Genomic DNA, 14,012 nt, shown 5'->3' with positions numbered 1-14,012 from the left:
CCGGTGCCTTTGTGAAGAATCTGAGGCTCCGGTTAATAGGCACTCATATGAGCGGATTGAGAAGGGTGCGGGAACGACCTGTGCAGCACGGTGGATCCGAGGCCGAGAGTGACAAGCGAACGTTGCGGCGAGAATTCGCCGGAGTGAGGAACAGGTTGACGACGGATGTCGTCAGGGAGGCGGCCGACGCGCTGGCGGGGCACGCGCTGGAGCTTCCCGAGCTGGCGCGTGCGCGCACGGTGGCGGCGTACGTCTCCGTCGGCAGCGAGCCCGGCACGCTCACGCTGCTGGATGCGCTGCTCGTACGGGGTGTGCGGGTCCTGCTGCCCGCGCTGCTGCCGGACAACGACCTGGACTGGGGCGCGTACGCCGGGGAGGGATCCCTCGCGCGCGTCCAACACGGCGGGAGGATGGCGCTGTTCGAGCCCTCCGGTGAACGGCTGGGGACGGACGCCGTGCTCTCGGCCGACGTCGTGCTGCTGCCGGGGCTCGCGGTGGACGCGCGCGGGATGCGCCTGGGGCGCGGCGGGGGGTCGTACGACCGCGTGCTGGCCCGTCTGGAGCGCGCGGGCGCACGCCCCGCGCTCGTGGTGCTGCTGTACGACACGGAGGTCGTCGAGCGGGTGCCCGCCGAGGCGCACGACCGGCCGGTCCACGCGGTGGTGACGCCGTCGGGCACGCGCCGGTTCGCAAGCCCCTGAGCCGCTCTCGTGCGGGCCGGTGCCTCACGCGGACCTGTGCGAAACGGCCCTCCACGCGTGCGTGCGTGGAGGGCCGTTTCAACGGTGTGCGGTCGGCGGGGTCAGGGCTTGAGGACGAGCGTGTCGCTGGTGCTCTTGTCGACCGCCTTGTCCGTGAACGACCACGGGAGCAGTTCGCCGTCGGCCCACTTGCCCGTCTGGTCGGTGTAGTGGGCGTTGAAGGCGTGGCCGGAGGCTCCGGTGAGGTTGATCCACTTGGACTTGTCGAGGTCGTCGAGGTTGACGACCATCCGCATGGAGGGGACCCAGACGACGCCGTAGCCGCCGGCCGCGTTCCAGCCGGTCGCGTTGACCGTGGCCTCGCCGCCGCTGAGCTTCCAGGGGCCGCGGTTGAGGACGTACTGCAGGATGCTCGGGCCGTCGGTGCCGAGGGTCTGGTTCTTCAGGAACAGGCGGTGCAGCCGGCCCCAGCTCCAGGTGTCGATGTCCTTGCCGAGCTTGGCGGTCAGCTCCCAGCGGGCGTCGATCATGGCGCGCTCGAACAGCTGGTTCATGTTGGTGGCCTTGATGCGGTCGCCCACTCCGGCCGGCGTCTTCCACCAGTCGCTGTTCGGCTGGTTCATGAGGGTGCGGACCACCTCGAACCAGCGGTCGCCGCCGTCCGGCTGTGCCTGGTCGGCGTCGCGCTCGCCGCACTCGCGCACCTTGGTGTCGTCGTCGACCGGGCCGGTGCTGTCGATCTTGTCGACCCACAGGCACTGGCCCTTGACCCGCAGCTCCTTGGGCAGCTTGTTGCCGAAGGCGAGCTTGAGGATGTTGCGCCAGACCGCGTTGAAGTAGGCGGCCGCCGCGGAGTCGGAGTCCTGGGTGTAGTCCCAGCCCTCCAGGAGTTTCTGCGCCTCGCGGACGTTCTTGTCGTCCAGGTTGATCTTCAGCAGCTTGGGCACGAGCAGCTTGGCGATCTCGCTGCTGTTGTCCATCTGCATCTGGCGCATGTCGTCGGTGGAGATCTTGCCGCCGTCCTTGATCTTCGACTCGATCAGGTCGGTGATGCGCTGGCTGCGGGTGCCGTAGCCCCAGTCCGTGGTGAGCGTGTAGGGGTACTTGTCCTTGTCGACCACGGCCTGGTTGGCGGTGACGATGTAGCCGCGCTTGGGGTCGTACTCGTAGGGCAGTTCGGCCTGCTTGATGTAGCCGGTCCACTTGTACTTGGAGTCCCAGCCCGGTGCCGGGATGGAACCGTCGTCGCCCGAGGAGCGCGTGGGGATCTTGCCCGGCAGGGTGTAGCCGATGTGGTTCTTGGTGTCGGCGTAGATCAAATTCTGCGAGGGCACGTCGAACTGGGCGGCCGCGTCGCGGAATTCGCTCCAGTCGGCCGCCTTGTCGATGGCGAAGACGGCGTCCATGGTGGTGCCGGGGTCGAGGGCGGTCCAGCGCAGGGCGATCCCGTAGCCGTCGCCGCGGTCGGGTGCGGCGGTGTCGACGGTGGCCTTCTTGCCGACCTGGACGAGTTCGTCGTCGCGGTCGGACAGCAGGGGCATCCCGTCGGCGGTCTGGCGCACGACGATCTTCTTGGACGCGCCGCCGGCGACCTTGATGGTCTCCTCACGGGTCGTGAAGGGCTTGACCTTGCCGTCGTACAGGTAGCCGTCGCCGGAGAGCTTCTCCAGGTAGAGGTCGGTGACGTCGACGCCGGAGTTGGTCATGCCCCAGGCGATGTCCGCGTTGTGGCCGATTATCACGCCGGGCATGCCCGCGAAGGTGTAGCCGGTGACGTCGTACTGGCACTTGCTGGAGACCGTGGTGCAGTGCAGGCCCATCTGGTACCAGACGGACGGCAGCGAGGCCGACAGGTGCGGGTCGTTGGCGAGCAGCGGCTTGCCGGTGATGGTGTGCGCGCCCCCGACGACCCAGGAGTTGGAGCCGATGCCCTGGCCGTTCACGCCGACGGCCGTGGGGACGTTGTCGAGGACGTTGTAGAGGCCCGCCAGCTGGCTTGTGAGCGCCGAACCGGTGGACGACGAGGTCGTGGTGCCGCTCGTGGCCGTGGAGGTCCCGGAGCCGCTCGTGGAGCCGCTCTGTTCGAACGTCTTGGTGAGCTCGTCGTACTGGCCCTCCTGGACGATCGCCTTGTTGCGGCTGTACGGGTAGTCCGGGTAGAGGTCCTTGATCTGCTGCGGGCCGAGGCGGCTGGTCATCAGGGCGCGGTCGATCTCGTCCTGCATGTTGCCGCGCAGGTCCCAGGCCATCGCCTTCAGCCAGGACACCGAGTCGACGGGGGTCCACTGCTCGGGCTTGTAGTCGTTGGTGAACCCGAGGGCCGCGTACTCCAGGGAGATGTCCTTGCCGTCCTTGCCGGCCAGGTAGGCGTTGACTCCCTTGGCGTATGCCTGGAGGTACTTCTTGGTGGAGTCCGACAGCTTGGTGTCGTACTCCTCCTTCGCCACCCGGTCCCAGCCCAGGGTGCGCAGGAACTCGTCGTTCTTCACCTGGCCCTTGCCGAACATCTCGGACAGGCGCCCGGAGGTCATGTGGCGGCGCACGTCCATCTCGTAGAACCGGTCCTGCGCCTGGACGTAACCCTGCGCCATGAACAGGTCCGCGTCGGTCGAGGCGTAGATCTGCGGGATCCCGTAGCCGTCGCGCTTCACGGTCACGGGCCCGGAGAGTCCCTGGAGCGTGATCGAGCCCTTGGTCTGCGGGAAGGACGCGCGGACCGTGCTGATCGACCAGTAGGCCCCAAAGGCGATGCCTCCGATGACGGCCAGGACGAGCACCAGCACGACGATTCGGGCTTTGCGCCCCTTCTTCCTGCCGGACTTGCCAGGCTTGTCACCCGTTGTGGCGGTGGTGTTGGGGGGCATCGCTGTCCTTGCTGTCCTAACGCGAGCGGCAGGCGGGCTTGTGCATTTGACTGAGCGCTGGAGCAACCATAGGCGCAGGGCCCCGAGCCACTTGACGCGGAGTCGGGTACCGGCGCGCACGGACGTTCGATCTTGCCGGGGGAAGCGTCAAGAAAGCGTCAAGAGTTAGGTAAGGTAACGAAGTAACTGGGGTGCGGAGTGCCGCGTCCTCGGGTCTTGTGTACGTGAGCTTCCGCGTCGCCCGCGCGGGGCCAAGGAAGGGAAGCGCCGCTGACTGTCCACCACCTCAACCAGCTCCTGCTCGTCTGCTCCCTGGTCCTGCTCGTCGCCGTCGCGGCCGTCCGGATCTCCTCGCGCAGCGGGCTCCCCAGCCTGCTCGTGTACCTGGGGATCGGCGTCCTCATGGGCCAGGACGGCATCGGGAACATCCACTTCAGCAATGCCGAACTGACCCAGGTCATCGGATACGCGGCCCTGGTCGTGATCCTGGCCGAGGGCGGTCTCGGCACGAAGTGGAAGGAGGTCGAACCCGTCCTGGCGTCCGCCTCCATGCTGGCCCTCGTCGGGGTCGGGGTGAGCGTCGGCGTCACCGCGGCGGGCGCGCACTATCTGGTCGGGCTGGAATGGCGGCAGGCGCTCATCATCGGGGCGGTGGTGTCCTCGACGGACGCGGCGGCGGTGTTCTCGGTGCTCCGGCGCATCCCGCTGCCCGCGCGCGTGACGGGCACGCTGGAGGCGGAGTCCGGCTTCAACGACGCCCCGGTGGTCATCCTGGTCGTCGCCTTCTCCACCGCGGGACCGGTCGCGCACTGGTACGTCCTGCTGGGCGAGATAGCCACGGAGCTGGCCATCGGCGCGGCCATAGGCCTCGCGGTCGGCTGGCTCGGCGCCTGGGGCCTGCGGCACGTGGCCCTGCCCGCCTCCGGCCTCTATCCGATCGCGGTGATGGCCATCGCGGTCACGGCGTACGCCGCCGGCGCGCTGGCTCACGGCAGCGGCTTCCTCGCCGTCTACCTCGCCTCCATGATGCTGGGCAACGCCAAGCTGCCGCACTGGCCCGCCACGCGCGGCTTCGCCGAGGGACTCGGCTGGATCGCCCAGATCGGCATGTTCGTCCTGCTCGGCCTGCTGGTCACCCCGCACGAGCTCGGCGACGACGTCTGGCCCGCCCTGGTCATCGGGCTGGTGCTCACCATGGTGGCGCGGCCGCTGAGCGTGATCGTCAGCCTCGTGCCGTTCCGGGTGCCCTGGCGGGAGCAGACCCTGATGTCCTGGGCGGGGCTGCGCGGCGCCGTCCCCATCATCCTGGCGACGATCCCCATGGTGAACGGCGTCGACGCCAGCCACCGCATCTTCAACGTCGTCTTCGTCCTGGTCTGCGTCTACACCCTCGTCCAGGGACCGACGCTGCCCTGGCTGGCGCACAAGCTGCGGCTCGGCGAGGGCCCGGAGGCCGCCGACCTCGGCATCGAGTCCGCACCCCTGGAGCGGCTGCGCGGGCATCTGCTGTCCGTCGCGATCCCCGAGGGCTCGCGGATGCACGGCGTCGAGGTCAACGAGCTGCGGCTGCCCGCCGGAGCCGCCGTCACCCTGATCGTCCGCGAAGGAAAATCGTTTGTTCCGTTGCCCTCGACGGTGCTGCGGCGCGGCGACGAACTCCTCGTGGTCGCCACCGACCCGGTGCGGGACGCCGCGGAGCGACGGCTGCGCGCGGTCGGGCACGGGGGCAAGCTGGCGGGCTGGCTGGGCGCGAACGGCACGGCGGGCACGGGCGGCATGCGTTAAGGGCGTGTTTCGGACGGTTCACACCCCCGCCAATCCCAGGTGAACGACCCCTGTGGTGCTCGTTTTCACAGGTCTACGAGACGTCGCCCCCTGTACGATGAAGCCACCCTGATCGGACCAACTCTGCCTGACGCAGAGCTGGCGCGACCGTATGGCGGCCGGAACGCTTTTCCCAGCGGGCACCGGTATCTACCGCAGTTCCGCGCAAGAGGACAGCTCTCGGCGCCCCCGCACGGGCGCGCTACCAGGCGGCAGAAAGGCACGGGCCGTGGCATCCACGGTCACCACCGAGCCGTCGGAGAACCCGGCGGCGCCGCCCCGCCCGGGATACGGACAGCTGCTGCGCACCCGCGGCGCCTGGACGTTCCTGCTCCCCGGTTTCGCGGCGCGCCAGCCGTTCGCCATGCTCACCATCTCCATCGTGCTGCTCGTCCAGCACACCACCGGCTCGTACGGCGCCGCGGGCGCCGCCGCGGCGGTCACCGGCGTCTCCATGGCCCTGTGCGCCCCCTACGGCGGCCGCCTCGCCGACCGCTACGGACAGCGCGCGGTGCTGATTCCCGGAGTCCTCGTGCACACGCTGTCGGGGCTCGGCCTGACGGCGCTCGCACTGGCGCACGCACCCCTGTGGGCGCTGTTCGCGGCGGCCGTGCCGACCGGTGCCTCGGTGCCGCAGATCGGCCCCATGGTGCGCGCCCGCTGGGGCGCGAAGCTCCAGGACTCGCCCCTGATGTCCACCGCGGCCGCCTTCGAGTCCGTCACGGACGAGCTCACCTTCGTGTTCGGCCCGCTGCTCGCGACCGCCCTGTGCACCACCGTGACACCGGCCGCCGGCCTGGTCGCGGAGGCCGCGCTGACACTGCTCGGCGGCCTCCTGTTCGCCGCGCGGAAGAGCACCCAGCCGCAGGTGTCCGGCACCGGCCACGCGCGCGTGCGGCACGCCTCCGCACTCCGCGTCCCCGGCGTGCGCGTGCTGGTCGCGGCCTTCCTGGGCATCGGGTCCGTCTTCGGCGGCATGCAGGTCTCCCTCGCGGCGTTCACCGAGTCGATCGGCGAGCCCGGCCTGAACGGCGTCCTGTACGGCACCTTCGCCGCGGGCAACATGCTCTCGGGCATCGTCTGCGGCGCGATCGCCTGGAAGGCCGCCCCGCACCGGCGCCTGGTCACCGGCTACGCGGCGCTCGCGCTCACCGCGTCCGCGCTGTGGACGTCCCACTCGGTGCTCGCCCTGGCCGGCCTCGGCCTGCTGGTCGGCATGTGCATCGCGCCCGCGCTGATCACCGGCTACACGCTGGTCGAGGACCTGGTCCCGGCCGGCGCCCGCACGGAGGCGTTCACCTGGCTGACCGGCGCGGTGGCACTCGGCCAGGCGGCCGCGGTGACGGTCGCCGGACAGCTGGAGGACCGGCTGTGGGGCGGCGCCGGGTTCCTGGTGCCGATGGCCGGCACGCTGCTCGCCCTGGTGACCCTGCTGGCGCTGCGTTCGCGGCTGGTGCCGCCACGCGTGACCAAGGTGGTCACGCGCGGCGCGGCCCATCGCGAACCTGTCGCGATCGGTGAGATGTGACGTGTCGACAACCCGGGAATACGTCACTGTGACTCCGCCGACAAGCGGCTTCTCACTCGGGCACGAGGCCCTCATGACGGCCAAGCCCTGACCGCTGCCCGTGAGCAGGTGACGTACGTTACTCCATTCGCTGGCTGCACGGGTTAGTATGGACGATCGTTAGCACTCATCGAGTGAGAGTGCCAGGAGGAAGACAGTGCCGACCTACCAGTACCAGTGCACCGAGTGCGGCGAGGGCCTCGAGGCGGTGCAGAAGTTCACCGACGACGCCCTGACCGAGTGCCCCAACTGCGGTGGCCGCCTGAAGAAGGTGTTCTCCGCGGTCGGCATCGTCTTCAAGGGCTCTGGCTTCTACCGCAACGACAGCCGCGGCTCCTCGTCGAGCAGCAGCCCCGCGTCGAAGCCGTCCGGCTCCGCCTCGTCCGACTCGAAGTCGTCGAGCTCCACGTCGTCCGACTCCAAGTCGTCGACGTCGTCGTCCTCGTCGTCCTCGTCGTCTGGCTCCGCCAGCAGCTCCGCCGCCTGAGACTCCTCCTCCCGGACCCTGCCGACGCACGACGGCGGGGTCCGAGGCGTTCCCGGGCACCGGTCCCTGCCCGCTCCGGCGGGCCGCTAGTGTGCGGGGCATGGTGAACGCAGAGATCGGCGTAATCGGCGGCTCGGGTTTCTACTCCTTCCTCGACGACGTGAGCGAGATCCAGGTCGACACCCCTTACGGGCCGCCCAGCGACTCCCTCTTCCTCGGCGAGATCGCCGGCCGCCGGGTGGCGTTCCTGCCCCGCCACGGTCGCGGCCACCATCTGCCGCCGCACCGCATCAACTACCGGGCCAACCTCTGGGCGCTGCGCTCCGTGGGCGTCCGCCAGGTGCTCGGCCCGTGCGCGGTGGGCGGTCTGCGCCCCGAGTACGGTCCGGGCACGCTGCTCGTGCCGGACCAGCTGGTGGACCGTACGAAGTCCCGGGCGCAGTCGTACTTCGACGGACTCCCGTTGCCCGACGGCACCGTGCCGAACGTGGTGCACGTGTCCCTGGCCGACCCCTACTGCCCCACCGGGCGGGCGGCGGCGCTGAAGGCGGCCCGCGGCCGGGACTGGGAGCCGGTGGACGGCGGCACGCTGGTCGTGATCGAGGGGCCGCGCTTCTCGACCCGCGCCGAATCGCTGTGGCACCAGGCGCAGGGCTGGTCCGTGGTGGGCATGACCGGCCATCCCGAGGCGGCGCTCGCCCGTGAACTGGAACTCTGCTACGCGTCGCTGACGCTGGTCACCGATCTGGACGCGGGCGCCGAGACCGGCGAGGGCGTCTCGCACGACGAGGTGCTCCAGGTGTTCGCGGCGAACGTGGACCGGCTGCGGGGCGTGCTGTTCGACGCGGTGGCGGCACTGCCGGAGAACACGGCACGGGACTGCCTGTGCACGAACGCGCTCGGCGGCATGGATCCGGGCTTCGAGCTGCCGTGACGCGGAGGGCGGGACGTTTCCCCGCCCCCTCCCAACTCCTGTGGACAACGGGCGGGACTCCGGCGGAACTCCCCCTTCGGGTGGCCGAGTTGTCCACAACCGGTCGGTAGCCCACCGGCTCCGACGGGATTCGGCGCAAGGCCGCATCGTGGCCTTGCAAGCCGATTCCTCGTCGCCGGTGGTGATCCACATGCCCGTTCCCCCGTCCCCCTCTCCGTCCCCCGCCCTGTCCCCGTCCCCGACCCTTCCGCCCGCCCTGCGCGCCCCGTGTCCGCCGGCCACGGACGCCCCCGCCACCTGCGAAGTCCCGTACTTCGACCCGGTGCGCGTACGCGGCGCGCGGTATCAGCTGCAACGGCTGCTGCGCCACCGCCGGCGGGCCCTCGCGGCCGGTCTGGCGGTGACGGCGGCGGCGCTCGTGGCGGCCGGGCCGGGTGCCGCCACGGATCCCCTCCACGCCGAGCGGCCCCGGGGGCATCCGGCCACCCAGCCGGTACGACGGCACGCCCCGCCCGTGGACATGGTGACGGCTCCGGTGCGGATCGCCGACGCGGCCACCGTCCGGCTGCTGCGCCCCGGTGACCGGGTGGACGTCATCGCCGCCGGGGGCCCCGCGTCGGACGGGGACGCCCGGGTGATCGCGCGCGGGGTCCGCGTGACACAGCTGCCGGAGCCGGTCGACGGGGCGTCCGAGAGCGGGGCGCTGGTCGTGCTCTCGGTGCCGCGGGCCACGGCGGCACGGCTGGTCGGCGCGAGCGCCACGACACGGCTGGCGGTGACCTTGTGCTGAACAACCTGGGGCGATTTCTCGGACGTTTCCTGTCAAGTCCCTCATTCGTGCCACGGGATTGGGCGCAATGGCGGCACGGTGACGTAGGTTGCGGAGCACTTTGTTCCACACCCTGTGCACACAAGGAGAGTCCCCGAGGTGAGCGCGAAGAAGGACCCGAGTATCTGGCAGGGCTTCAAGACCTTCCTGATGCGCGGCAACGTCGTCGATCTGGCGGTCGCGGTGGTCATCGGCGCCGCCTTCACCAACATCGTCAACTCGGTGGTGAAGGGGATCATCAACCCCGTCGTCGGGGCGATCGGCACCAAGAACCTGGACAGCTACAGCTCGTGCCTGAAGGCCCCGTGCACGCTGAACGCGGACGGCACGGTGAAGTCCGGCATTCCGATCATGTGGGGCGAGGTCCTGGGCGCCACGCTCTCCTTCGTGATCACCGCGGCGGTCGTGTACTTCCTGATGGTCCTGCCGATGGCCAAGTACCTGTCGCGGATGGAGGCCCGCCGCAGGGCGCGCGAGGGTACGCACGAGGTCATCGAGGTGACCGAGCTGGAGGTGCTCAAGCAGATCCGCGACGAGCTGGTCGCGCAGCGGAGTGCGCCGGGCCGCGACGGGCGCTGACCAGGGCCTCGCCGGGGCGGATTCAGAGGTGGTGGGGCGGCTTCTCGTCGAGGAAGCGCTTGAGGTCGGCCACGGAGTCGCCCTCCGGGCGGTCGCCCCAGCCGCGGTCCGTGTCGTCCGAGGACTGCCGGTCCAGCGGGTCGTCGAAGATCAGCGCGGGCTTCGGGTCGCGCGGCGCGGGCTCGGGGGCGGTGGTCATGTCCCAAGACTACGGCGCGCACGGCTCGGGTCCGCCCGGGCCACCCGGGCCGTGCGGTCCACCCGGGCCGCCCGGCGGCCCCGGCCGGAGTCCCGGCCGCGGTCCCGCCGCCCGCCGGGCCGGCTGCCCGCCTTCGGCTCCGTTCGCGAGCCGGTGCCCTTTTCTGCTGTGCTGGACGCATGACGTCGAGTTCTCCCCCGGCTCCCGCCCCTCAGCACACACCCCAGCCCCTGCGGCCCCTGCGCAGGCTGACCGCGCGCGGGCGCGACGAGGGCCACCGGGTGTCCTCGCCGCTGGAGCTCTTCTTCGACCTGTGTTTCGTGGTGGCCATCGCCCAGGCGGGCGCGGAGCTGGTGCACGCCGTCGCGGCGGGCCACGCGGGCGAGGGCGTCCTGAACTACGCGATGATCTTCTTCGCCATCTGGTGGGCGTGGATGAACTTCACCTGGTTCGCCTCGGCGTACGACAACGACGACGTGCTCTACCGGGTCGTCACCCTGGTCCAGATCGCCGGGGTGCTGGTGCTGGCGGCCGGAGTCTCGCGGGCCTTCGCGAACCACGACTACGCGCTGGTCCTGATCGGCTACGTGATCATGCGGATGGCGCTGGCCTCGCAGTGGCTGAGAGCCGCGCGGGGGGCCGGGGGCCCGGAGCGGACCATGGCGCTCCGGTACGCGGGCGGTGTGCTGCTGTGCCAGGTCGGCTGGGTCGGGCTGGTGGTGCTGCCGGAGCACGCGCGCCCCTGGGTGTTCCTGGTGATGGCGATCGCCGAGTTGTGCGTGCCCGTGTACGCGGAGAAGGACCACAGCACCTCCTGGCACCCGCACCACATCGCCGAGCGTTTCGGGCTGTTCACGATCATCGTGCTGGGCGAGACGATCGCGGCGGCGACGGTCGCCGTGAAGTCGGCGGTGGCCGAGCACGACGCCGTGGGCGAGCTGCTGCCGATCGCGGCGGGCGGCCTGCTGATCGTCTTCTCGGCGTGGTGGATCTACTTCGTGGTGCCGATCCACGGCCATCTGCGCTCCAACAGGCAGTCGTTCCTGTGGGGTTACGGCCACTACTTCATCTTCGCGTCGGCGGCCTCGATCGGCGCGGGCCTGGAGGTGGCCGTCGAGGAGGCGGTCGGCAAGGCGCACCTCTCGACGCAGGCCGCCTCGGCGGCCGTGACGCTGCCGACCGCGCTGTATCTGCTGACCGTGTGGGTGCTGCACTCGCGGCACTTCAAGGTCGGCCTCGCCCAGCAGCTGGTGCTGCCGGTCACGGCGCTGCTGGTGATCTGCTGCACCTTCCTGGGCGACTGGGCGGTGCCGGCGGCGGGCGTCGTGTCGGCGCTGGCGGTGACGACCGGGACGACCCTGACGGCGCGCGCGGCCGCCCGCGGGCGCCCGGCGAACGCCGCCGCGGCCTCCTCCTGACCGCTTCGGAACCGTGCCGGGCTGGGCCAGACTGGCCGTCATGACAGTTGACGCATTGACGGACGTGGCCGGGCTGCGGGTGGGACACGCCACCCGCGGCGGCGACGGCTGGCTCACCGGCACCACGGTCGTCCTCGCTCCCGAGGGCGGCGCGGTCGCCGCCGTGGACGTGCGCGGCGGCGGTCCGGGCACCAAGGAGACGGACGCGCTCGATCCGCGCAACCTGGTGCAGCGGGCGGAGGCGATCGTGCTCACGGGCGGCAGCGCGTACGGACTCGACGCGGCGTCCGGGGTCATGGCCTGGCTGGAGGAGCAGCGGCGCGGGGTGCGGGTGGGGCCGGATCCGTCGCATGTCGTGCCGGTGGTGCCCGCCGCCTGCGTCTTCGACCTGGGGCGGGGCGGGAACTTCCGGGCCCGGCCGGACGCGGCCACGGGGCGTGCCGCGGTCGAGGAGGCCGCGGCGAGCGCGTCGGGGGCGCCGGTGCCGGAGGGGTGCGTGGGGGCCGGTACGGGCGCCGTGGCCGGGGGGCTGAAGGGCGGGGTGGGCAGCGCGAGCGCCGTGCTGGGCTCGGGGATCACGGTGGCCGCGCTGGTGGTGGCCAACGCCGCCGGCGAGGTGCTGGATCCGGAAACGGGGGTGCTGTACGGGGAGTTGTTCCAGGGGCGGGTGGAGTACCCCGAGGAGCGTGTGCACGAGGCCGCGCGCCGGCGGCTCGCCGAGGCCGCCTCCAGGAACGGTCTCCCTCCGCTCAACACCACGCTCGCGGTGGTCGCGACCGACGCCGAACTGTCCAAGGCGCAGGCGCAGAAGCTGGCCGGGACCGCGCACGACGGGATCGCCCGCGCCGTCCGGCCGGTGCATCTGCTGCACGACGGGGACACGGTGTTCACGCTGGCGACGGGCGCGCGGCCGCTCGATGCGAGCCCCCTCGCGCTCAACGAGATCCTCGCGGCCGGCGCGGACCTGGTGACGCGCGCGATCGTGCGGGCCGTACGGGCCGCCGAGCCGGTGGACGGGCCGGGCGGAGTGTGGCCGTCGTACGGGGAGTTGTACGGGACGCGATGACGGCGCCGGGGGGGCGCGCCCGGAACCTTGCGAGTACCTGTCGATTGTCCTGGTTCTGTCACGTGATGGCGTTCGAGGGCGCCGGAGGGAACCCCGGCGGGGGCCCGAGGCCTCCTTCTCCACGCACTGGAACGGATCACGAACATCACAAGAACCTGGAGCAGCCCGTGACAACGCCGGACATTGCAGCGCGGCGCGCACTGGGGGCCTGTGCCGCCCTGATGGTCGGCGCCCTCACCCTCACCGCCTGCGGCGGCAACGCCGACGCCAGGACGAACGACGGCAAGAGCAGCACGGGCGGGCAGGACAGCGCCGCCAGGACGTCCACGGCGAAGATCGTGATCTCGGCGAAGGACGGTTCGACCGGCGCGTCCATCAACACGACCGGCGTGCAGGTCAGCGACGGCAGGCTGACGGACGTGAAGATGACCGTGGCGGGGTCGGGGCAGACCGTGACCGGCACCGTCTCCGCGGACGGCAGCACCTGGAAGCCGAAGGACCAGCTGGAGCGCGGCACGAAGTACGAGATATCGGCGACCGCGAAGGACTCCAAGGGGCTCACGGCGGCGGCCAACTCGATCTTCACCACCGTCAACTCGGCGAACAGCTACATAGGCACGTACACGCCGGACAACGGGACGACGGTCGGTGTGGGGATGCCGGTGTCGTTCACCTTCGACAAGGCCATCGCCGACCAGAAGGCCGTGCAGTCGCACATCACGGTCACGTCGAGCAGCGGCCAGCAGGTGGTGGGGCACTGGTTCGGGTCGCAGCGGCTGGACTTCCGGCCGCAGGACTACTGGAAGGCCGGCTCCAAGGTCACCATGAAGATCGACCTGGACGGGGTCGAGGGCGCGAACGGCGTCTACGGGGTGCAGAAGAAGACGGTGACGTTCACCGTCGGACGTTCGCAGGTGTCCACGGTGGACGCGAACACGCAGACCATGACCGTGATGCGGGACGGCAAGCTCCTCAAGTCGGTGCCGGTGTCGACGGGCAGCCCGGAGCACACGACGTACAACGGGCAGATGGTGATCTCCGAGAAGTTCACCCAGACCCGGATGAACAGCCAGACGGTGGGTCTGGGCGGGGAGTACGACATCCCGGACGTGCCGCACGCGATGCGGCTGACGACGTCGGGGACGTTCATCCACGGCAACTACTGGTACAGCAGGTCCAACCCGCCGTTCGGGCGCCAGGGCACCAGCCACGGCTGTGTGGGGCTCGCGGACGTGCAGGGCGCGCAGGGCGACACCACGGCCAAGTGGTTCTACGACAACTCGCTCGTCGGGGACGTCGTGATCGTGAAGAACTCGCCCGACAAGACGGTGCAGCCGGACAACGGGCTCAACGGCTGGAACCTGTCGTGGAGCGCGTGGACCGCCGGAAGCGCGGTCTGACCGACGGGTTCTGACGGATCGTCGGGCCGCGCGGGAACTTTTCGCGCGGCCCGTGAGTTATCCCGGCGTATGTTTTCTCGGTTCCCGGACATGATGTCCGACCGAGAGGCTACGGTATGCACCCACAAGGTGACATGCAGCAAC

The 14,012-nt window shown here is 70.6% G+C and carries 12 protein-coding genes; 10 read left to right on the top strand and 2 right to left on the bottom strand.

All coding sequences use genetic code 11. The annotated features are described in order from the left end of the window. Positions 1-47 precede the first annotated feature (47 nt). Positions 48-701 (top strand): 5-formyltetrahydrofolate cyclo-ligase, encoded by a 654-nt coding sequence (locus AB0D85_RS17345; protein ID WP_362320493.1) that lies wholly within the window; start codon positions 48-50, stop codon positions 699-701. 101 nt (positions 702-802) lie between these two features. On the opposite strand, the gene AB0D85_RS17340 is transcribed toward AB0D85_RS17345, so the two are convergent. Next, positions 803-3,565: a penicillin acylase family protein gene (locus AB0D85_RS17340; RefSeq protein ID WP_362320490.1), complete on the bottom strand. Its 2,763-nt coding sequence runs from the start codon at positions 3,563-3,565 to the stop codon at positions 803-805. A 270-nt stretch (positions 3,566-3,835) separates the two neighbouring features. Between AB0D85_RS17340 and AB0D85_RS17335 the strand changes: the two genes are divergently transcribed. The 6 genes from AB0D85_RS17335 to mscL all read left to right on the top strand — a co-directional run bounded on the left by AB0D85_RS17335 (position 3,836) and on the right by mscL (position 9,785). Further along, positions 3,836-5,350 (top strand): potassium/proton antiporter, encoded by a 1,515-nt coding sequence (locus AB0D85_RS17335; RefSeq protein ID WP_362321340.1) that lies wholly within the window; start codon positions 3,836-3,838, stop codon positions 5,348-5,350. Between the two features lie 268 nt (positions 5,351-5,618). Next, positions 5,619-6,917, top strand: coding sequence for an MFS transporter (locus tag AB0D85_RS17330; protein WP_362320487.1), 1,299 nt, complete (start codon positions 5,619-5,621; stop codon positions 6,915-6,917). Between the two features lie 196 nt (positions 6,918-7,113). Further along, positions 7,114-7,443 carry an FmdB family zinc ribbon protein gene (locus AB0D85_RS17325; RefSeq protein ID WP_362320484.1) on the top strand — a complete coding sequence of 110 codons (330 nt, stop codon included), beginning with the start codon at positions 7,114-7,116 and terminating at the stop codon, positions 7,441-7,443. Between the two features lie 100 nt (positions 7,444-7,543). Further along, positions 7,544-8,377 carry an S-methyl-5'-thioadenosine phosphorylase gene (locus AB0D85_RS17320; protein WP_362320481.1) on the top strand — a complete coding sequence of 278 codons (834 nt, stop codon included), beginning with the start codon at positions 7,544-7,546 and terminating at the stop codon, positions 8,375-8,377. 190 nt (positions 8,378-8,567) lie between these two features. After that, positions 8,568-9,167 carry a hypothetical protein gene (locus AB0D85_RS17315; protein ID WP_362320479.1) on the top strand — a complete coding sequence of 200 codons (600 nt, stop codon included), beginning with the start codon at positions 8,568-8,570 and terminating at the stop codon, positions 9,165-9,167. 138 nt (positions 9,168-9,305) lie between these two features. Beyond that, positions 9,306-9,785, top strand: a complete 480-nt coding sequence (gene mscL / locus AB0D85_RS17310) for a large conductance mechanosensitive channel protein MscL (protein WP_362320476.1) — start codon at positions 9,306-9,308, stop codon at positions 9,783-9,785. Positions 9,786-9,807: 22 nt separating this feature from the next. Here mscL and AB0D85_RS17305 read toward each other — a convergent pair whose 3' ends face one another. Beyond that, complete coding sequence (locus AB0D85_RS17305) at positions 9,808-9,984, bottom strand: hypothetical protein (protein WP_362320472.1); 177 nt, start codon at positions 9,982-9,984, stop codon at positions 9,808-9,810. A gap of 179 nt (positions 9,985-10,163) precedes the next feature. Here AB0D85_RS17305 and AB0D85_RS17300 point away from each other — a divergent pair, with 179 nt between their 5' ends. From AB0D85_RS17300 to AB0D85_RS17290, 3 genes are all read left to right on the top strand, one after another. Continuing rightward, a complete protein-coding gene (locus AB0D85_RS17300) occupies positions 10,164-11,402 on the top strand; it encodes a low temperature requirement protein A (RefSeq protein WP_362320469.1) in 1,239 nt (412 codons plus the stop codon). 40 nt (positions 11,403-11,442) lie between these two features. Continuing rightward, positions 11,443-12,468 (top strand): P1 family peptidase, encoded by a 1,026-nt coding sequence (locus AB0D85_RS17295; protein WP_362320466.1) that lies wholly within the window; start codon positions 11,443-11,445, stop codon positions 12,466-12,468. Positions 12,469-12,635: 167 nt separating this feature from the next. Further along, on the top strand, positions 12,636-13,868 hold the full coding sequence (locus AB0D85_RS17290; protein ID WP_362320462.1) for an Ig-like domain-containing protein: 1,233 nt from the start codon (positions 12,636-12,638) through the stop codon (positions 13,866-13,868). Positions 13,869-14,012 lie beyond the last annotated feature (144 nt).

The organism is Streptomyces sp. NPDC048277, from assembly GCF_040652235.1.
Classification (GTDB): domain Bacteria; phylum Actinomycetota; class Actinomycetes; order Streptomycetales; family Streptomycetaceae; genus Streptomyces.
Note: the sequence above shows the minus strand (reverse complement) of the source record. Positions and strands in the feature narration are given on the sequence as shown.